The organism is Microbulbifer sp. ABH2_005, assembly GCF_056160005.1.
Genome location: NZ_JBSWWI010000001.1, coordinates 3,835,001 through 3,854,529, shown reverse-complemented (window position 1 = coordinate 3,854,529; position 19,529 = coordinate 3,835,001). Strand labels below are relative to the sequence as shown.

The following is a 19,529-nucleotide window of genomic DNA, read 5'->3' as shown; positions in this document are numbered from 1 at the left end:
ATGAAGAAATTGTTGTTATTGGTGGGGGCCCTGGTCTTGGCTGGATGTGCTCACAGTCCACTACAAATTCGTCTGCACCCTCAGGTTCAGGTAGCTCCCGAATCGATTGGTGCGGGGCACAGTCTCAATGTTCGCGGGATCAATGAACTGCCCGGTGGCGGTCTGGGCTCCCTCGGCGGTGTCTATGCGGATACCTCTCAGGTAAGTATCGCCAACGATGCGGGCAGAGCCATTGCCGCCGGCTTGAGTGAGGGCTTCGCCAACTGGTCTTTCCGTATCACTGACTCTGCTCCTGAGGTGCAGGTGACGGCAAAATTAGTGAAGCTGACTTACAACAGCCCTAACACCGTCTATACCACCCAGATTGATACTTCTGCCGAAATTCACCTGGAGGTTAAGGCAGGCCATGCTACCTATTTCGGGACTTATAGCACCTCGGGTAAAGACCGCAACCTGATCAAACCCAGCCGAGAAGAGGTGGAAAGCCGGGTAAATGGTCTGCTGAGCGCGACCATGCAACGAGTGTTTGAAGATGAAAAGCTGAAAAAATTCTTGCGCGCAAATCTCTGAGTGTGCAATTTAAAGGCCTGCAAGACAGAGGTCGGCTGGGGATTGGATAATTGAATAAAATCGGCGATTTTGGGCGATGTTAGCGTTACGTTTGCCCACATTTTGCAACCACGCTCCATTACCGGCTGTATTTGCGATCTTTTCTATGGTGCGTTTCGGTTCCCGCAAGGAGTGCGGCTGTGTCCTTGTTTGACCCTCAATCTGCGCAATACCTCGGCCAGCTAGGGGAGCTGGAGGCTCAACTCAAACCCTGTGAGCAGATTAGCCTGCAGGCTGCGGAGGCGGCACTGGGGGAAATTGCTGACGGAGTGATTGTCACCGATCCCCGCGGTATTGTTCAGTATGCCAACCCGCTGGTGAGTGAAATGAGCGGGGACCTGGTTGGGCTCTTGCCCGGCCAGCCGGTTAACGAGGGCCTGCGGCTCTGCGACAGTCACGGGGAGCCGTTAAGCGCACTGATACCCGATACCCCCTATCACGAAGTGCCCAGCGTACGAGAGATCCGTGCCTATATCTGGCGATCTGGCGATAACCGCCCACCGCTTGAGGTCTCTGTACAGGTGATGGCTCTGTGGGATGCGGGCACACTGAAAAACTATGTGTTGGTTTTGAGGGATACGTCCGCTGCCCGACGGGTGTCTACCCGCCTTAGCTGGCAGACCAGCCACGACGCGCTAACCCGTCTGCCCAATCGACAGTATTTCGAGAGTGAGCTACAAAAGCTTCTCTCTCAATGCGTCGATAAACGCCAACACCATGTGCTCCTTTATTTGGATGTCTACCAATTCAAAGTGATCAACGACACCTTGGGATTTGTCGCCGGTGACCAGTTGCTGGTGCAGTTGGTATCCCTGCTGCAACGGGGGTTGTCGAAGGCCGATTTGTTTGCGCGAGTGGGCAGCGATGAATTCGCCATCCTGTTGCGGGACTGCACTCTGGAAGAGGGTGGGCGCGTGGTGGCGCGCCTGCGTGAATCTGTACAGGATTTCAGCTTCCATTGGCAGGGAAGTGACAGCCGTGTGGCGGTCTCGATCGGAGTAGTGGGCGTAGACCGCTTCACCCCCAGTGCCAGCCAATTGTTGGCGACCGCCAATGATGCCTGCTGTTCCGCCAGGGATCAGGGGCGCAACCGGGTCAAGCTGTTTGGGGATTCGCGCAAGGTGCTGGAAAAGCGCCGTGAGTCTACTTGGGTTGCGGAAATTCACGCGGCCTTGCGGGAGGATCGCCTGATGCTCTATCGGCAGCCGGTGGTTTCCTTGAAAGGTGAGCGTGAGCTTCACCATTATGAAATTTTGGTGCGTATGCGCGGGCGCGATGGCGGTGTGATTTCCCCGGGGCTTTTCCTGCCGGCGGCGGAGCGCTACGGCCTGATTGAGGAGGTGGACCGCTGGGTTATTCGCCGCGTGTTCCACTACATGGCCCAGGAGCAATTGATTGGCATCGATACGGCAAGCTATGCCATTAATATTTCTGGCATCAGCCTCGGCGATGACACCTTTGCAGACTTTGTGCTGGAAGCGATGAGCGAGGAGGGGGTGACTCCCTCAAGGGTGCAGTTTGAGATCACCGAGACCAGTGCTATCAACAATCTGGAGAGGGCACTGATTTTTATCCACAAGCTGCGTGCCGCTGGCTGCAGTTTTGCCCTGGACGACTTCGGCCGCGGGGTATCTTCCCTGGCCTATCTGCGCCAGCTGCCGGTGGACTTCCTCAAGATCGATGGGAGTTTTGTGCGCAACATGCTCGAAGATGAGATCGACAGCGCGATGGTCAGTACCATTGACCACTTGGCCAAGCGCATGGGTATCAGCACTATCGCAGAGTATGTCGAGAGCCCTGAATTAATGGATAAACTCTGCCGAATGGGGGTGGATTACGCTCAGGGTTTTGGTATTGCCGCCGCCTCGGGATTGCCCGATATCGGCGAGCCCCAGGGGTTTTGAGGTTGAGCGGCCAGTAAAGGCCGCTCTTTGTTTCTGTTGGTGGCTTTAGATAACCGCCGCCAACAACTCTGAGTGTTGCTCCGCCTGCAGACGTGGGCCGTATTGGCTGACGACTTGAGCTGCAGCACGGCAAGCCAGTTCACCGGCTTCAACAAAGCCCATTTCCCGGTTGATCGCATACAAAAACGCGCCCGCAAACATATCACCGGCACCGTTGGTGTCTATTGCGCGTACCTCTGGACTGGCTACTTTGTATTGCTTGGCGCCATCCCACAGCAGCGCGCCATCGGCGCCCAGAGTAATGGCAAAACTGCGGCAGTAATCGCTCAGAGCTTCCGCCGCGGCATCCAGTGAGTCGGTGCCGGTAAAGCCCAGGGCCTCGTCGCGGTTACAGAACAGCATATCCACGCCGCCGCCAATCATTTCCCGCAGGCCTTCGCCAAAGAATTGCACCATGGCCGGGTCGGACAGGCTCAAGGCAGTTTTCACACCGGCTTGCTGTGCCTGTTCACGCAGGGCGATTGCGGCTCGACGCCCAGTCTCGGAAGAAACTAGGTAACCCTCGATATAGGCCCACTGGGAGGACTTTAGTGCTTCGTCGTCCAGCTCGGCTACCGAGAGCTGCTCACTGATCCCCAGGTAGGTATTCATGCTGCGCTCGGCATCAGGGGTAATCAGTACTAGGCACTTTCCAGTAGTGCCGCCATCTGCCTGCTGCAGAGTGGTTGGGTAGTCGACACCAGCGGCGCTGAGGTTATTGCGGTAAAAATCCCCGTTATCGTCGGCGGCAACCTTGCAGGAATAGAAAGTGCGCAGGCCAAAATAGCTGGCGGCGATCACAGTATTGGCTCCGGAGCCGCCGCAGGCGCGCTTGGCGGTAACCATATGGTCCCGAAGGTCGTCTACCAGCTGTTTCTGCCGGGCATCGTCCACCAGGGTCATAATGCCCTTTTCAACACCGAGAGCTTTGAGATCCTTGTCGGATACCTCGATTTCCGTGTCCAACAGGGCGGCGCCGATGCCGTAGAGATCATATTGCTGCATGTCCATCCTTTTCGGGCGATTTGTATAGATTTCCGCCGCATTATGGCCGTGATTGCAGCAAGTGCAAGGTGGTGGGTTTGACTTAAAGCGGCCAGCGTTTATAAAGGCGTCATATGCCTCAATATGAACTTATGGGAGGCAACTGCGGTCAATCCACGAACAGGTGTTTAATGTGCCTGTAAGATGACCTCCGGGACGCACAGCCCGGGATTTTGGCGGTTCACGGATGTTCCCCCATGGCGCCAGTTCAGGTGCCTGCGGCAAGATACCAGCGGAGCTGCCACCTGCTGGTGTCCTGCCTGAGATAGCGGCGAGGCTCAGGGCACTCTCTGCTATCGAAAGATGTACCGAGATGGCAGCTGGATAACTCTTATATGGCATCGACGAAACGCCGGCGCAGTAAAGCGTCAAAACCGAAAAGACGCTACCGCTGGCTCAAATTCCTGTTTTTGCTGGCCCTGGTGGGCGCGCTCGCCCTGGCCGGGTATATGGCTTACCTCGACGTACAGCTGCGCCAGCGTCTCGACAGCCGCCAGTACCAGCTGCCGGCACGGGTTTTTGCGCGCCCCCTGGTATTGCGCGAAGGCATGGCGATGCACCCGGATGAGCTGGAGAGTGAGTTTGCCGCCCTCAATTACCGCAAGCAAAAGACGCTGACCGAGCCCGGTTCCTGGACACAGGAGGGTATGAGCTATCGGGTCTGGCGCAGGGACTTTATCCACGCCGATGGCCGTGAGCCGGCGGCTATGGCGACCTTCCGCTTGCGCAACGATGAAATTGATAACCTGCGCGATGAAGATGGACAGCGCATCTCCGAGTTTCGCTTGGACGCCGCCAATATCGGCTCACTGCTGGGCGGCGGAGACGATCGCAACCCGGTTCGCTTTACGGATATCCCACCACTGGTAGCAAACACCCTGATCGCGGTGGAAGACCAGGACTTTCTCAATCACTTCGGAATCTCCCCGCGGGGTATCGCCCGGGCGATGGTGGCCAATATCAAGGCAGGGCGCCTGGTGCAGGGGGGATCAACCATCACCCAGCAGCTGGTTAAGAACATCTTTTTCGACCACAAACCAAGCCTGCAGCGCAAAATCAATGAGGCCTTGATGGCCGTTTTGATGGAGATTCACTACGACAAGGCCTACATCCTGCAGGAGTACATCAACGAGGTGTGGCTGGGTCAACAGGGCGCCCGGGGTATCTATGGCTTTGGCCTGGCGTCGGAATTCTATTTCCAGCAGCCGCTGGATACGCTGGAGCCTCACCAGGTCGCCCTGCTAGTGGGACTGGCGAAGGGTGCCTCCTACTACAACCCCTGGCGCCACCCACAGCGTGCACTGAAGCGTCGCAACACGGTGCTGGATTTGATGCGTGAGCAGGGCCTGATTACCCAGGCTGAATTCGAACACTACTCCGCCAAACCACTGGGTGTAGTGAAAGGTGGTGTGACCGCTCAGAATCCCTATCCGGCCTTCACCGAGCGGTTGCTCTCCGAATTGCGGCCCTATTATTCCTACGAGGAGCTTCGCACAACCGGGTTGCGGGTCTATACAACCCTGGCGCCCTCGGTGCAGAAACTCGCGGAAGAGTCCGTGAGTGGAGGCGTGCAGAAGCTGGAGAAAGACCGCAAGATTAAGGCGAATACTCTGCAGGCTGCCACGGTGCTATTGGATAACCGCACGGGCAATGTACTCGCAATGGTGGGAGATCGCGACCCGGATTATCCCGGATTCAATCGGGCTCTGGAGGCACGCCGCCAGGTGGGTTCTCTGATCAAGCCGGCGGTCTTCCTAACCGCTCTGGAGCGTCCCGAAGAATACAACTTGGCCACCCTAATCGACGATGCACCGGTGCGTATCGAGGAGGCCGATGGCGATGTATGGATGCCGCAAAACTTCGATAAGCTCGCCCACGGTCAAGTGCCTCTCTATGTAGCGCTGGCCAAGTCTTATAACCTGGCTACCGCTCACCTGGGTCTCGATTTGGGACTGCAGAATGTACGCCAGACTATCCGGCGCCTGGGTGTGGATACCAGCCTGCCTCATGTACCGGCAATGTTGCTGGGCGCGGTGGAAATGACACCATTAGAGGTGGCGGGTATGTACCAGACCATCGCCAATAATGGCGAGACGGTGCAACCCCGCACCCTGCTAGCGGTATCCGATGCTCAGGGTGGTCGGGTTCAGCATTTCCGCCCGCGCACGAATCGCGGCGTCGACCCAGTGCCTGCTTACCTGTTGCGTTGGGGCCTCGAGCAGGCTATGCGCGAGGGTACCGGACGCAGGTCTGCCAAGCGATTGCCCAGCAGCGTGCCCTTTGCCGGTAAGACCGGTACCACCAACAATAACCGCGACAGCTGGTTTGCCGGATTTTCCCCAGAGGTTACCGCGGTGGTATGGCTCGGACGCGATGATAACGAGCGTACCCGTTTGACCGGTTCCACCGGAGCCCTGCCGATCTGGACCGAAATCATGCGCAAGCTGCCCCATCAGCACGGTCCTGTGGAGGCACCACGGGGGATCGAGTTCAAAGAGGTGAATGCTCGCGGACAGTTTATGGACCCGGATTATTGCCGAGGTGGCTACGAGATACCTTTCTCCTATGAAACCCACTTGCAACCGGCACCAGAGTGTCGGGGGCAGGACCGCTGGCGTTGGTTCCGCAATCTGTTTGGCAATGAGCGTTCAGAGGCGGCACCGCGGGAGCAGATGACCCCTGGCTGGGGCAATGACATAGAGCGGCAACAACATGAGAGTGAGCGCCGTAATCAACTGCGGGAACAGTTGCGCGGTGATGATGCGGAGGAATTTGGCGAGGACTCCTCTTTAGAGCCCCTCGAATTGCCCCGCAGCCAGTCTGCTGAGGTGGAATATCGAGGTGTTCCTGTTGAAGAGGCCCAGCCGGTGGGACCGGCGCTGGAAGACCAGTGGCCCTGAATAAGTAGCGCGGCGTAAGCCGCGCAATAATTACAAGGACTTAGCCCTGCAGCAGCTGCGCGGCTTCCTCGGCAAAATAGGTGAGGATTCCATCGGCGCCGGCGCGCTTGAACGCCAACAGGGATTCCAGAATCACCGCCTCGCGCTGTAGCCAGCCGTTTTCGAACGCGGCGCAGTGCATGGCGTATTCACCGCTCACCTGGTAGGCAAAAGTGGGTACCCTCAGCTCCTCTTTCACCCGACGCACGATATCCAAATAGGGCATACCGGGCTTCACCATCACCATATCGGCCCCTTCTTGAAGATCCAGAGCACACTCGTGTAGGGCTTCATCGGAGTTGGCGGGGTCCATCTGATAGCTGGCCTTATTGCCACCCTTGAGGTTACCCGCGGAGCCCACGGCATCGCGGAAAGGACCGTAGTAGGCGGAGGCGTACTTGGCCGCATAGGACATGATCAGGGTATTGCTGTGCCCGGCGCCCTCAAGTGCCGCGCGAATAGCGCCGATACGGCCGTCCATCATGTCGGAAGGCGCCACCATATCGGCACCCGCAGCGGCGTGGGAAAGGGCCTGCTGTACCAGTACTTCCACAGTCTCATCGTTGACGATATAGCCGCTGTGATCCATCAAACCATCCTGGCCGTGGCTGGTGAACGGGTCCAGGGCCACATCGGTAATCACCCCTAATTCCGGCACCGCATTCTTCAATTCCCGCACGGCGCGCTGGGCCAGGCCATTGGCGTCGTGGGCAGCGCTGGCGCAGTCGGATTTCGCCGAGGGATCCACCACGGGGAACAGCGCAACAGCGGGAATACCCAGCTGTTGCAGGGACTTCGCTTTTTTGGCTAGCAAGTCCACGCTGAGACGCTCAACACCGGGCATAGAGGCCACTTTCTGGGTTTCGCTACGGCCCTCAATGACAAACAGTGGCAGTATCAGGTCGTCGCAGCTAAGCTGGTTTTCCCTCACCAATCGGCGGGAAAAATCCTGTGCGCGCAGGCGACGCAAGCGTGTGTTGGGGTAGGCTCCGCGGCCGAGATTTTGACTCATGGGGAATTACTCCGGCTATCGATAGGGTCGCAGCAACCCCGCGACCGCAATTGGCGGCCATCATATCAAATTGCCGCCGCCGGTGATTTCCCTCAACTCGCTTTAGGAGCTGTTTTGAGCGGAGTGAAAAAAGGCCACCAGTTTCTTGCCGGCGGTCTCGATATGTGCGGCTAGCAGGGTTGCCGCTTCTTCTTCTCGCTTGTGTTGTAGCGCCTCAAGAATCGCATAATGCTCTTTCTGGCTGGTGCTCTGGTAGTGCAGGCTGCGGGATTGGTAACCGATATAGCGCTCACACTGCCTGTGCAGCTGCTCCACGGTGGCGAAAAGGGTGGGACGCTTTGCGGCGAGGTAGATACAGGCGTGAAACTGCCAGTTAAGACCGCCGATCTGCTCGGCTGAGAGGCTGGGGTTCCCCTCCATGGTGTCGAGAATATCCCGTGCCCGGCCGAGTGTTTCACTGGTGAGGTTTTTTTGCGCGAGGGTTTGTAACAGAGGTTCCAGGCGCATACGCATCAGGTAAAGGTCCTCCACCTCCAACGGATCGAACTGGGGTACGGCGACACCACGTTTGCCGTGGGGCTCCAGCCAACCTTCATTTTTGAGGCGCTGCAAGGCGTCTCTCACGGGGATACGGCTGACTTCATAGAGTTCGGCCACTTCCGCCTGCTTCAGTGCTTGACCGGCGGGGAAACGCCCACGCTGCAAATCCGCTTTGATTTTTTCGTAAAGGTTCATTGGGCCCTTATTTATTATTCCGCCTGAAAAACCAATAACAGCCCAGCCCGCCGACCAGCCCCCAGAAAGCGGCACCTATCCCCAAATAACTGATGCCTGAAGCGCTGATAAGAAAGGTGATCACCGCCGCTTCCCGGCTTTCTGTATCTGCGGTGGCACCCGCCAGGCAGTTACCGAGTGTCCCGAGTAAAGCCAGGCCAGCCAGTGCTGCGATCAGCGCCTTGGGGAAATTACTGAATAATGCTACTACCGTGGCGCCAGACAAGCCTACCAGTAGATAGAAAAAACCTGCGGCAATCCCGGCCGTGTAGCGCTTGTCCGGGTTGGGGTGCGCTTCGGGCCCGCTACATATTGCGCCGGTAATCGACGCCAGGGTTAGAGTAAAGCCGCCGAAGGGGGTGAGCAGCAGGTTGGTTAATCCGGTGCCGCTGATAAGAGGAGAAACTGGCACCCGCTGATAGCCACTGGCGGCGAGGGTTGTCGCCCCAGGGAGATATTGAGAGGTCATAGTGACGATAAATAACGGGATGCCGACACTAATGAGGGTTGAGAGTCTGAATTCCGGTGTAACCCAAATGGGTTTTGGCGCTTGCCAGTGAATCTGGTCAGGTGCGAAAAGTTGCAGCTTCCAGCAGACCGCCAGCCCACAGACGAGCACCAGGATAATGGCGTAGCGGGGTATCCAGCGCCGCCCCACAAGGTAGGCTATTACCATAGCGCCCACCAAAACGGGTTGGGATTGCAGCGAGGTGAAGGTACCTAGACCGAACTGCAGCAGTATGCCCGCCAGCATGGCGCCGGCAATCGGGCCGGGTACCAGTCTGGCCACCCGTTCGAAGGCTCCGGAAACCCCCACTATAAGGGTCAGCAGAGCGCTGAAAAAAAATGCGCCGATGGCCTCGGCAATTGGAATACCGCTGAGGCTGGTCGCCAGTAATGCGGCGCCGGGAGTCGACCATGCCGTAATAATCGGTGCCCGGTAATACCAGGAGAAGACGATACAGGAGAGCCCCATCCCCAGGCCCAAGGCACCGATCCAGGAGGCAATCATCGCCTCATCGGCGCCGGCTGCACGGGCTGCTTCAAACACAATAGCCGCGGAGCTGGCCACGGCGACCAGCACGGCGATGAAACCGGCGCTGATCGTGGATAGGCTGGTATCGGATAATAGGCTTCTCAAAATGTATACCTTTTAATTTATGTATACATTTTTACCCTGCCATATAAAAAGAACAAGGCTTCTGCGGCAAAGCGTTAACTCAAGTGATGGGTGAACGATTTTGATGCAGGGGGAGAGTAGGTACCCACCTTGTAGTGGGTACCAGGGAGAGGAAATCAGTCGAGTCGGGCGAAAACGCGTTCTGCGGCAGAAATAGTCTCTTCGATATCCTCGTCACTATGGGCGGCGGACATGAACCCGGCTTCGTAGGAGGCGGGTGCCAGATAAATACCTTCTTCAAGCATGCCGTGGAAGAATCGATTAAAGCGCTCGTTATTGCAGGCCATTACCTGTTGGTAGTTGGTGACATGAGTTTCCTCGGTAAAGAAGAAACCAAACATGCTGCCAGCCTTGTTGGCGGTGATGGGAATTCCCGCTTTCTTGCCTGCGGCGAGGATGCCTTCCACCAGGCGGTCTGTTCTGGCCACTAGAGGCTCGTAGAAACCGGCTTCTTCCACCAAGCGCAGGGTTTCCAGACCCGCAACCATGGCCACCGGGTTGCCGGATAAAGTACCCGCCTGATAAACGGGCCCCAGAGGAGCGATCTGCTCCATAATTTCGCGCTTGCCACCGAAGGCACCCACTGGCATCCCGCCGCCAATCACCTTGCCGAGAGTGGTCAGATCCGCTTCGATGCCATAGTTTCCCTGGGCGCCAGTGAGGCTGACGCGGAAGCCTGTCATGACTTCGTCGAGAATTAGTAAGGCGCCGTGTTGGTCGCAGACTTCGCGCAGTGTTTCCAGGAAGCCGGGCACTGGCGGGATACAGTTCATATTGCCGGCGACGGGCTCCACGATGATACAGGCGATCTGGTCGCCAATCTCATTGAAGCAGGCACGCACGCCTTCAGCATCGTTGTAGTTCAGGGTGATGGTGTAGTCCGCCAGGGCTGCGGGCACGCCGGGAGAGGAGGGGACCCCCATGGTCAGGGCGCCGGAGCCGGCTTTGACCAGCAGTGAGTCCGAATGACCGTGGTAGCAGCCTTCAAACTTCACAATCTTATCGCGTCCGGTAAAGCCGCGAGCCAGTCGGATGGCGCTCATGGTCGCTTCGGTGCCGGAGTTGACGAAGCGCACCAGATCCATGTTGGGCCACAGGCGGCAGAGTTCCTCGGCCAGCTCGGTTTCCAGCTCAGTGGGGGCGCCGAAACTCAGGCCTGATTGGGCCTGTTCCACGACCGCTTCAATCACTTCTGGGTGTGCGTGACCGAGTACCATCGGGCCCCAGGATTGCACATAGTCGATATAACGTTTCTCGTCCGCATCGAAGAGATAAGCGCCTTCGGCACGGCGGATAAACAGGGGCGTGCCGCCAACGGCACGGAAAGCGCGAACCGGGGAGTTAACGCCGCCGGGGATAAATTGCTGGGCTTCAGCAAAGAGCTGCTCGGATTTACTCATAGAATTCATTCAGAAATTGCGAAAAAGGCCAAGAGTCAGCGGCCATTATCAGGGTGTGGGGCCTTGAGGACAATGCGGGGCGAGTCAGGGCGCAGCAGGGAGGGTTGGCTGGTAAGTCGCACCGACGTTGCTGTCGGTGCGGATCGCGAATTGCAGTGAGACAGCGAGTACCCTAGCGCTCACACCAGAACAAGCGGTTGGGAATCGGCCGCCCCATCCCCAGCCGGCGACTATCGCGGATAGCGCTCCAGGCGTATTGCTGACTGCGGCTTACCGTCTCGGTGATGGTCAGGCCGTGGGCGATATGACAGGCGATGGCTGTGGCGAGTGTGCCGCAAACCCCATAGGCTGCGGGCGGCAACCGCTCCCAGTGGAATTCACGGATCAAACCGCGCTCATCGTAGAGGCGGTTTTGCAGCTGTTGCTCATGCGGCACCCCGGTGAGTAGCAGGTAGCGGCAACCGCTTTCCAGCAATTCCTGGGCCATGGCGTCATGGGTATCGGCCTCCACCGCCATTGCACGCGCCTCGCGCCGGTTGGGGCATACCATGGTGGCGTAGGGCAGTAACAGGGAACTCATGGCCTCCCAAAGGGGGGGAGCCAGTACACTCTCTTTATCGGCCAGGGTGGCGTCCGGGTCGATTATGACTGGAATGTCGGGGTAATCGCGCAGCACACTGTGCAGTGCTCGCACATTTTCCACCGAGCCGAGATAGCCAACCTTGATAGCCGCTATAGGCATATCCTCCAGGACTGTTCGGGCCTGCTCAATCAAAAGGCTGTCATCCACTGGCGCTACCCCGATCAGTTCGCCGGTGTTACAGACGCTGATAGCGGAAACGACGGAGGCTGCGTGGCAGCCCAAACTGACGGCCGTTTCCGTATCTGCGCCTATGCCGGCGCTGCCACTGGGGTCGTGGTGGGTGACGGTCAAAATAATGGGCTGCGGTGTATCCATAGAAGATCTACATGACTGCCAATTGTTGTGCGCCTAATTTTAGTTCCTATATGACCCACACAAAGAATGATTTCGCGCCAAATTAAGAGGGCTTCACCACGACCAGAATGACGATGGCGAACAGGGCCACGGTCGGAGCCTCATTAAAAATACGGAAATAACGTCCGCTGCGGGTATTGGTGCCCTGGGCAAACTTACGAACGTAGGCGCCACACATATGATGATAGGCCAGCAGGAGCACAACAAAAGTGAGTTTCGCATGCATCCAGCCGGCCGAGGTGTAGTAGCTGGGATTCAAACTGTACAGCCAGATACCCAGGCCAATAGTGGCAAGCATGGCTGGGATGGCTATCCCCCTGTAAAGGCGTCGTTCCATGATGCAGAAGCGGTCGCGGCTGAGGGCGTCGGTGGCATCCACGTGGTAAACGAAAAGACGCGGTAAATAAAAGAGCGCGGCAAACCAACACACCATGGCAATAATATGAAAAGCCTTGATCCACAACATGGAAAATCCCCTCAAAAAATAAAAACGAAAACTGATTATTTCCGGTAAAAATTATCGATCTGTAGCGGCAGAATAATGCCCGCAATACGATTGTCCAGGGAGCCGCTCTGGTGGCGACTAATATACAAGGCGTCGGCCCCGGTATTTTTAAGTTCTTGCTGAGCTTCCAGCATGGTGGCACGCCAATTTAATTCCGCCATCTGTTTACGCTCACCGGGGATTTTTAGCAAATCAATCTTCGCCGTTGTGCCCTCGTCTTTTTGTTCCTGCTCCACAAGAGGTTCTTCACCCTCCCCCTCTTTGCTGCCCTGTAGAAACGTGGCCAGATCGGCAGCACGCAGGAGTTCAGGCGGTTTTACACTGGACAGGTCGATCAGTATCCACTGGGGGTGTTGTGAAATATAGCCCTGTGCCTGCTCCAGAGTGATTTCCTGCTGAGCGACAATAAAACTTCGGTCCATTTGGCTGGCCACACCTACACCGCTGAGCATTTGCTGGCGCCAAGTTGGGGTGCCAGCTTTATTCAGCGCGCGCAGTGTTTCGAGGTAAATTCCCTGGGTGGAAAAAAGTTGTCGGCTGATCAAGGTGGCCACCACGATCATCATCATTCCGGGAAAAAGCACATTGGGGTTGTAGGTCAATTCGAGAATGGCGAGCAAGGCGGCAAGGGGAGCGTTGAGCATGGCCGCCATCATTGCAGCCATACCCACCATGGCGTAAAAGCCTGGACTCGCCGTATGTTCTCCCAACCACATATTAGCGAGGCCACCGGCAATACCGCCGATGCAGGCACCGAGGATAAGGCTGGGGCCAATGACCCCCCCAGGGATGCCCAGGCCAGACCCCAGAGCGGTAGCAACCAACTTGGCTGCAACAATCACTATTAGAGTGTTTATGCCCAGTTCTCCCAGCATCGCCATTTGCAATGTGTCGTAGCCCCCACCGAGAATTTCCGGTACCCAGATTCCGATAGTGCCGGTTACCAGCCCCACTATCAGAAAGCGCAACAGCGGTGAGCGATGGGTTTGCTTGGTGAGTTTGCGGTGGGCCAGAATGAAAAGTGCTGCCAGAACGCCGATAACCAGCGCACATAAAAATAAAATAGGCAGTTCCGCCAGAGAGTTGAGATGGATTGCCGGTACATTAAAGTCTGGTTCACGGCCAAAAGTCAGCTGGGTAATCGCACTACCGGTTACCGCCGCCAGAATGACTGGTAAAAAGCCAGCCACGGAATACTCCAGCATCACCACTTCCATAGCGAATATCACTCCAGCTAACGGAGTGTTGAATGAGGCTGCAATTGCGGCGGCCACGCCACAACCGAGCAGGCTGCGCGCTGAGTTATTGGGCAGCCGCAGTGCGCGCGCCAGCCAGCTGCCGCTGGCTGCGCCAAGATGTACCGCCGGCCCCTCACGACCCACCGAATGGCCACTAATCAGGGCGATGGACCCGGCGAAAAACTGCAGCAGTGCATTTTGTACCGGCATATAGCCCTGGTGGTTGTAGAGGCGGTCGAGTACATGAACCACACCAACGTCGTAGCGCTTGGGGCTGAGTACCAGGTAGATAATGCCAATTAACAGGGATCCGATTACCGGTAGGGCAAACCGCCAGAGTGGCGGTAGGGACTCGTAATTTTGGGGTACGGACAGAAAAAAGGTGGTTGGCCACTCCATGGCAAAACGAAAAAGCACGGTGACACCACCGGCGAGTACTCCGGTAATCAAAGCCATGCCAACCAGTGGCGCCAGGGCTTCCCGGGCCGAAAGTTGCAGGCGAATTTGCTCCAGAGCGTTTGTCTTGGGTAAGTAACGGCTCAGGGTGCTTTTCAGTGAAATCCTGGGGCGCTGTGACACCGCACATCCTTCAAGGTCTGGGGCTTGTGGTAGAGTGCTTGGCTGATTTTATGATTATCGTCTCAATTGGCGGATTTATCGGGAGAGTCTAGCAAGGTGATTAAGGTAGCAATTGTCGGAGCCACCGGCTACACGGGAGTGGAGCTGCTGCGAATTTTGGCGACACATCCACAAGTAAAAGTGGTCGCAATCACCTCGCGCTCCCTGAAGGGCACACCTGTAGCGGAGTTATTTCCCAGTCTGCGTGGACACTACGACCTGGCTTTTTGTGAGCCGGAAATCGAGCAGTTAGCCAGCTGTGATCTTGTCTTCTTTGCTACGCCCCACGGAGTTGCTCAAGCCCAAGTGCCGGCACTTATTGAGCGCGGTGTGCGGGTAGTTGATCTTTCCGCTGATTTTCGTCTCAAGGATATCCCCACCTGGGAGACTTGGTATGGCCAGGAGCACGCAGCTCCAGCATTGGCCCAAGCGGCGGTTTACGGTTTGCCTGAAGTCAACCGCGCCGATATCGCAGGTGCGCAGCTGGTGGCCTGCCCCGGGTGTTACCCCACTGCAATCCAGTTGGGCTGGATTCCTCTACTGGAGGCGGGTGTGGTAGAGCCGTCAGAACTTATTGCCAGTGCGGCCAGCGGTGCCAGTGGTGCCGGGCGCCAGGCCAAGACAGACCTGATCCTGGCGGAAAACAGTGATAACTTCCGCGCCTATTCTGCTGCCGGTCACCGCCATTTACCGGAGATTGAGCAGGGCTTGCGCAAGGTACAGCCGCTCGATGCCAGCCCGGCGCAGGTAACATTTGTGCCGCACCTATTGCCAATGATTAGGGGCATCCACGCCACTTTGTTTGCCAAGACTCTCTCCAAAGTGAGTCTTTCAGCCAGTGAATTACAGGGGTTGTTTGAGCAGCGCTACAAAGATGAGCCCTTCGTCGATGTACTTCCGCCCGGAAGCCACCCGCAAACCCGCAGCGTGCGCGGCACAAATATGTGCAGGGTGTCCGTGATGCAACCCCAGGATCGGGATACCCTGGTAGTCATGTCGGTGATCGACAACCTGGCCAAGGGTGCCTCGGCCCAGGCGGTCCAGAATATGAACATTATGTTTGGCCTAACTGAGACGTTGGGCTTGGAGAGCCCCGCGCTGCTGCCTTAAAATCAAATAATTACGATAACCGGTAATCCCGGTTCAGCCCCAGCGAATTATATGGAGCTCAAAGTGAAAGGCAGTAAGCAGTACCGTATGAAAGTGGTGCCCCACCGCCCCTTCTCCGGCGTGATTGCCGCGGGTGGCGTCGCCCTGTTGGTATTGGTCACCTCTGCCGGTTCCTATTTCGCCGGCCAGTATCACCTGCGTAAAAACCTCGATGAGAAGACCCTGGAATATACCCGGGTGCTGGAGCAACTCGAGGCACTTAATAGTGAAAATGAAGCCCTGCGCATGCGTGCTGCTACCGCCGAGCAGTCCCTGGTAATCGGTGAACAGGCCAGCGAGGCCGTGCGCACTGAGCTGGTTCAAAAAGAAAGCCAGATTGCCGAGTTGAAACAGGAAATTTCCTTCTATCGAGGAGTTATGGCGCCGGCAGAAGGCGGGGAGGGGGTCTCGATCGGTCGCTTTATTCTCTCCCAGACAGCTGATGCACGCAGTTACCAGTACAAGCTACAGGTTCAACAGTCGGCGGCGCGCCGAAATGTCATTAAGGGGACGGCCACCTTTACCGTTGTGGGCCGCCAGGACGGCGAGCCAAAGCGCTACGCCTTAATGGATTTATCGGAGCAGGTGGATAAAGAGTCTATTCCACTGCGTTTTAAATATTTTCAGAACATAGAGGGGGAGCTGCGCCTGCCGGAAGGGTTTATACCCGAAGGCGTGGAGCTCTCGCTCAAATCCAGTGGGCGCAGCGGGTTCAATATTGAGCAGCGTTACGGCTGGTTGGTACAGAAAAGCTAGCATTGATGCCAGAGGCATGAGGTTTTAGGGATTATGTTAAGAAAAAAAGAGAAAAACGTAACTATGGCCAGTACCGGTAGTAATCATACGACTCTGATCGCGCGCCAGACGGAAGTCACCGGCGATATACACTTTCGTGGAAACCTGGTCATTGAAGGCAAGGTTAAGGGCAATGTCTCGGCTCACAGTGACAGCGATGCACGTTTGCAGATTGTTGACGGTGGCGTGATCGAAGGTGAAATCCGTGTGCCCCAGGTGGTCATCAACGGCAATGTGAGTGGGGATGTATTTGCAGCCCGCCATCTGGAGCTGGCCTCTAAGGCTATGGTAGAGGGTAATGTGCACTATAAGCTGATTGAGATGATGAAGGGTGCCCAGGTCAATGGCGCACTGGTTTCCAATGCGGACCTCAGCTCCGCCGGTGAGACCCCGATGATCGGCTACTCCGAAGACGAAACAGTGATTGAAGCCTCTTAAGTTGACCTCCCACAACAGCCCCGGCTCCCTTCAATACCGGGGCCTGTTGCGCCAAATACTTGACTGATTTGCTGGGTTTAAGCAAGATGACGCCCCCGAGGCTGCGCTCTGTATAGCTTTTATACGAGTTGCGAACGTCCCGATGAGTTGAGAGAGACTTATGTCAGAAGCTGTATCCTTTTCTCCTGCACCACTGGTGGTTACCGATAAAGCGGTAGCTAAGGTCAAGAGCCTGTTGGAAGAGGAGGGCAATCCGGATTTAAAGCTTAGGGTCTTTGTTACCGGTGGCGGCTGTTCTGGATTCCAGTACGGGTTTACCTTCGATGAGCTGGTTGCCGAGGACGATGCCATTATCGAGAAAGACGGCATTCAGGTACTGGTCGATGCCATGAGCTACCCCTATTTGGTGGGTGCCAATGTGGACTATGAGGAGGGGCTGGCCGGTTCTCGTTTTGTGGTGCAAAACCCCAACGCTTCCTCTACCTGTGGCTGCGGCTCTTCTTTTTCGATCTGAACCGCCCACTGGCTAGCCGCTTTATGGGGGGTAGATAGCCCCGAGAACGGCTTCTTTTTTTGCCCCGGTTACCCCGGGGCAATTTCCGGGCAGGCCAAGCAGTGTCTGCCGAGCCAGCCAGGCAAATCCCACTGCTTCAAGCCAGTCGGCATCAATGCCATAAGTTCCCGTATCGGCAATTGACCAAGTAGGCAACCGCCTCTGTAGCCTGGATAGTAAATCCTTATTCTTTGCGCCCCCACCGCATACCAGTAACTCCCCACCATCCGCGAAGGAATGCACGGCTTCGGCAACACTCGCCGCAGTGACTTCTGACAGGGTTGCCTGCACATCTGCAGGGGCTAGTTCCAATCCAGCCAGGGCTTGTTCCAGCCAGTTGGCGTTAAAGGTTTCGCGGCCAGTGCTTTTCGGCGGTTCGGCGGTAAAGTAGGGATCTGACATCAAGCGATTCAACAGCTCGGGGTTAGCCCGGCCGCTGGCTGCCCAGCTACCTTCTCGGTCGAAAGGTTGCTTTTTATGAAGGCTTACCCAGTAATCCATCAGAGCATTGCCGGGGCCAGTGTCGTAACCGCAAATGCTGCTATCGGCTTTCAGCTCAGTAATATTGGCCATGCCACCAATATTGACAACGGCACGATTGCCCTCGGTTTTGAAGGCGGCGCGGTGGAATGCGGGCATTAGCGGCGCCCCCTGTCCGCCCAATGCCATATCGCGTCGACGAAAATCGGCGACCGTGCTAATGCCGGTCATTGCGGCAATCGTATTGGGGTCGCCAAGCTGTAGGGTGAAAGGGGAGCTTACAGTGCCAGGCGGTCGGTGCCTGACAGTTTGCCCGTGGCTGCCAACTGCAGTGACATCATGCGGCTCTACACCCGCACGCGCCAACAAGGTATTCGTTGCCTCGGCAAATGCCTGGCCAAGCTGTCGATCCAGCTGTCCGGCGCGATCCAATTCCGATGGGCCGGGAGAGCATAGAGCGAGAATTGCGCTGCGCAGTGATGGGTGGATGGGGTGGCTGAGAGCTGCCAGGATACGCGGCTTGATTTTATCTTCACCGCCAAAGTCGACCAGTACCGCGTCGATGGCATCGACGCTGGTACCGGACATCAGACCGATAAAAAGATCGGGCATAAAATAAAGTGCTTATTAATTGTCGTCGTCGAGTTTTGCCAGAGCCGGGCCCTGGTAATTTTCCAGCTTGGCCAGCAGAGGCTGCGTTTGATTCTTAAAGCGCGTCATTTCGGCTGAGGGCACAGACTTGGCTTTGGGCAGTTTGCGCACGATCGTGGCCGGATTGCGATGCCTGCCATCCACCAGGAATTCATAGTGCAAGTGAGGGCCAGTGGCATAGCCAGTGGAGCCGACAGTGCCGATAACTTGGCGCTGCTTTACTCGCTGGCCTCTCTTCACTTTGCGCTTGGTTAAATGTAGGTAGCGGGTAACGTAACGTTCACCGTGCTGAATAAACACATAGTTGCCGTTAGGTTTGCTGTAACCAGAGGCAATCACCCGGCCGTCGCCGGTGGAGTAAACCGGGGTACCACGAGGGGCCGCATAATCGGTGCCGTTGTGCGGGCGACGCGATTTGAAAACCGGATGTAAACGGCGTGGATTGAAGTGGGAGCTGATGCGCACTATATCCAGAGGCGTACGAATAAACGCCTTACGCATGCTCTTGCCTTCAGGGGTGAAGTAATTGGCATCGCCGCTGCTGTCGACGTAGCGAACTGCACTGTAAGTCTGGCCCTGGTTGGTAAAACTGACCGCGAGAATAGGACCGTTACCAATCTTTTCCCCGTCGAGGAATTTTTCCTCGAACATCACGCTAAAACTATCGCCCTTGCGGATATCCAGGGCAAAGTCGATATCGGAGCTAAAGACATCAGCCATTTCCATAATTAGGCTATCGCTCAGTCCGGCATCGCTGCCTGCAACAAACAGGGAGCTATCAATTTGTCCCTGGCGATAGGCGGGGTGGCTGTCGGGTTCTCTTTGAACCAGATCGTGCTGAAATTTACTCTCAGTATCACGAGTAAATCTGACTTGGCTGAGTCTGTCCTTTTGCAGCGCTAAACTCTGCAGCTTGCCATCGGCATTGACCGTAAACGTCAGCTCTTCACCGGGATTAAGTCTCGCCAGTTTTTTTGCTTCCTTGCCACTGCCAAGCAACTGGTACATTTCACCTGCGCTGACTTTGGCGCGCTTAAACAGGTCAGACAGGGTATCGCCATTACGCACGGTCAGGCTAAGTGACTTTAATGCCTCTGTAGCCGCTGAAGCTAATGCAATTCCCTGGTTGGGAGCGACTTCCTCGACCTGCTTTTGTTCAGCAGCAGTTTCTGTCTTCTCAGTAGTTGGAGACAGATTGACGGGA

The 19,529-nt window shown here is 56.5% G+C and carries 17 protein-coding genes (1 of these 17 cut by a window edge); 7 read left to right on the top strand and 10 right to left on the bottom strand.

All coding sequences use genetic code 11. The features are described 5' to 3' along the window. Together ACXAFI_RS16755 and ACXAFI_RS16750 are read left to right on the top strand one after the other, a co-directional pair. Positions 1–570 carry a YajG family lipoprotein gene (locus ACXAFI_RS16755; RefSeq protein ID WP_152451066.1) on the top strand — a complete coding sequence of 190 codons (570 nt, stop codon included), beginning with the start codon at positions 1–3 and terminating at the stop codon, positions 568–570. A 179-nt stretch (positions 571–749) separates the two neighbouring features. After that, on the top strand, positions 750–2,513 hold the full coding sequence (locus ACXAFI_RS16750) for an EAL domain-containing protein (protein WP_475109673.1): 1,764 nt from the start codon (positions 750–752) through the stop codon (positions 2,511–2,513). Positions 2,514–2,558: 45 nt separating this feature from the next. Here ACXAFI_RS16750 and ACXAFI_RS16745 read toward each other — a convergent pair whose 3' ends face one another. Continuing rightward, complete coding sequence (locus tag ACXAFI_RS16745) at positions 2,559–3,557, bottom strand: adenosine kinase (RefSeq protein WP_444920925.1); 999 nt, start codon at positions 3,555–3,557, stop codon at positions 2,559–2,561. 374 nt (positions 3,558–3,931) lie between these two features. Here ACXAFI_RS16745 and mrcB point away from each other — a divergent pair, with 374 nt between their 5' ends. Further along, positions 3,932–6,496, top strand: a complete 2,565-nt coding sequence (gene mrcB / locus ACXAFI_RS16740) for a penicillin-binding protein 1B (RefSeq protein ID WP_475109672.1) — start codon at positions 3,932–3,934, stop codon at positions 6,494–6,496. A gap of 40 nt (positions 6,497–6,536) precedes the next feature. Here mrcB and hemB read toward each other — a convergent pair whose 3' ends face one another. The 7 genes from hemB to ACXAFI_RS16705 form a co-directional block, all read right to left on the bottom strand. Next, positions 6,537–7,547, bottom strand: a complete 1,011-nt coding sequence (gene hemB / locus ACXAFI_RS16735; protein ID WP_475109671.1) for a porphobilinogen synthase — start codon at positions 7,545–7,547, stop codon at positions 6,537–6,539. A 102-nt stretch (positions 7,548–7,649) separates the two neighbouring features. Continuing rightward, positions 7,650–8,282: a GntR family transcriptional regulator gene (locus ACXAFI_RS16730; RefSeq protein ID WP_475109670.1), complete on the bottom strand. Its 633-nt coding sequence runs from the start codon at positions 8,280–8,282 to the stop codon at positions 7,650–7,652. A 7-nt stretch (positions 8,283–8,289) separates the two neighbouring features. After that, positions 8,290–9,462 carry a benzoate/H(+) symporter BenE family transporter gene (locus tag ACXAFI_RS16725; RefSeq protein ID WP_475109669.1) on the bottom strand — a complete coding sequence of 391 codons (1,173 nt, stop codon included), beginning with the start codon at positions 9,460–9,462 and terminating at the stop codon, positions 8,290–8,292. Between the two features lie 155 nt (positions 9,463–9,617). Then, complete coding sequence (gene hemL, locus ACXAFI_RS16720) at positions 9,618–10,901, bottom strand: glutamate-1-semialdehyde 2,1-aminomutase (protein ID WP_475109668.1); 1,284 nt, start codon at positions 10,899–10,901, stop codon at positions 9,618–9,620. A gap of 172 nt (positions 10,902–11,073) precedes the next feature. Beyond that, positions 11,074–11,859 (bottom strand): bifunctional hydroxymethylpyrimidine kinase/phosphomethylpyrimidine kinase, encoded by a 786-nt coding sequence (gene thiD / locus ACXAFI_RS16715; RefSeq protein ID WP_152451082.1) that lies wholly within the window; start codon positions 11,857–11,859, stop codon positions 11,074–11,076. 82 nt (positions 11,860–11,941) lie between these two features. Beyond that, a complete protein-coding gene (hemJ, locus tag ACXAFI_RS16710) occupies positions 11,942–12,364 on the bottom strand; it encodes a protoporphyrinogen oxidase HemJ (RefSeq protein ID WP_475109667.1) in 423 nt (140 codons plus the stop codon). A gap of 35 nt (positions 12,365–12,399) precedes the next feature. Beyond that, entirely contained in the window at positions 12,400–14,220 is a 1,821-nt protein-coding gene (locus ACXAFI_RS16705; protein WP_475109666.1) for a chloride channel protein, read from the bottom strand. A gap of 96 nt (positions 14,221–14,316) precedes the next feature. On the opposite strand from ACXAFI_RS16705, the gene argC reads away from it, so the two are divergent. The 4 genes from argC (at position 14,317) to erpA (ending at position 17,155) form a co-directional block, all read left to right on the top strand. Continuing rightward, positions 14,317–15,369: an N-acetyl-gamma-glutamyl-phosphate reductase gene (gene argC, locus ACXAFI_RS16700; RefSeq protein ID WP_172975299.1), complete on the top strand. Its 1,053-nt coding sequence runs from the start codon at positions 14,317–14,319 to the stop codon at positions 15,367–15,369. Between the two features lie 63 nt (positions 15,370–15,432). After that, complete coding sequence (locus ACXAFI_RS16695) at positions 15,433–16,164, top strand: DUF6776 family protein (protein ID WP_475109665.1); 732 nt, start codon at positions 15,433–15,435, stop codon at positions 16,162–16,164. 33 nt (positions 16,165–16,197) lie between these two features. Continuing rightward, the gene (locus ACXAFI_RS16690; protein WP_475109664.1) at positions 16,198–16,641 is read left to right on the top strand and encodes a bactofilin family protein; all 444 of its coding nucleotides are present in this window, start codon (positions 16,198–16,200) and stop codon (positions 16,639–16,641) included. Between the two features lie 160 nt (positions 16,642–16,801). After that, positions 16,802–17,155: an iron-sulfur cluster insertion protein ErpA gene (gene erpA / locus ACXAFI_RS16685; protein ID WP_152451090.1), complete on the top strand. Its 354-nt coding sequence runs from the start codon at positions 16,802–16,804 to the stop codon at positions 17,153–17,155. A gap of 21 nt (positions 17,156–17,176) precedes the next feature. Here the strand turns inward: erpA and ACXAFI_RS16680 are convergent, their stop codons facing one another. Both ACXAFI_RS16680 and ACXAFI_RS16675 read right to left on the bottom strand, forming a co-directional pair. Continuing rightward, positions 17,177–18,286, bottom strand: a complete 1,110-nt coding sequence (locus ACXAFI_RS16680) for an anhydro-N-acetylmuramic acid kinase (RefSeq protein WP_475109663.1) — start codon at positions 18,284–18,286, stop codon at positions 17,177–17,179. Between the two features lie 15 nt (positions 18,287–18,301). Continuing rightward, positions 18,302–19,529 carry the 3' portion of a peptidoglycan DD-metalloendopeptidase family protein gene (locus ACXAFI_RS16675; RefSeq protein WP_475109662.1) on the bottom strand. Its footprint extends 158 nt past the window's final position, so only the last 1,228 of its 1,386 coding nucleotides appear in the window; its start codon lies off the right edge, out of view — the gene reads right to left on this strand; its stop codon occupies positions 18,302–18,304.

Bases quoted from the DNA above. Each gene is read 5' to 3' on its own strand.
- ACXAFI_RS16755 (WP_152451066.1), top strand. From the start codon at position 1: ATGAAGAAATTGTTGTTATTGGTGGGGGCCCTGGTCTTGGCTGGATGT.
- ACXAFI_RS16745 (WP_444920925.1), bottom strand. From the start codon at position 3,557: ATGCAGCAATATGATCTCTACGGCATCGGCGCCGCCCTGTTGGACACG.
- mrcB (WP_475109672.1), top strand. From the start codon at position 3,932: ATGGCATCGACGAAACGCCGGCGCAGTAAAGCGTCAAAACCGAAAAGA.
- hemB (WP_475109671.1), bottom strand. From the start codon at position 7,547: ATGAGTCAAAATCTCGGCCGCGGAGCCTACCCCAACACACGCTTGCGT.
- ACXAFI_RS16730 (WP_475109670.1), bottom strand. From the start codon at position 8,282: ATGAACCTTTACGAAAAAATCAAAGCGGATTTGCAGCGTGGGCGTTTC.
- hemL (WP_475109668.1), bottom strand. From the start codon at position 10,901: ATGAGTAAATCCGAGCAGCTCTTTGCTGAAGCCCAGCAATTTATCCCC.
- thiD (WP_152451082.1), bottom strand. From the start codon at position 11,859: ATGGATACACCGCAGCCCATTATTTTGACCGTCACCCACCACGACCCC.
- hemJ (WP_475109667.1), bottom strand. From the start codon at position 12,364: ATGTTGTGGATCAAGGCTTTTCATATTATTGCCATGGTGTGTTGGTTT.
- ACXAFI_RS16690 (WP_475109664.1), top strand. From the start codon at position 16,198: ATGTTAAGAAAAAAAGAGAAAAACGTAACTATGGCCAGTACCGGTAGT.
- erpA (WP_152451090.1), top strand. From the start codon at position 16,802: ATGTCAGAAGCTGTATCCTTTTCTCCTGCACCACTGGTGGTTACCGAT.
- ACXAFI_RS16680 (WP_475109663.1), bottom strand. From the start codon at position 18,286: ATGCCCGATCTTTTTATCGGTCTGATGTCCGGTACCAGCGTCGATGCC.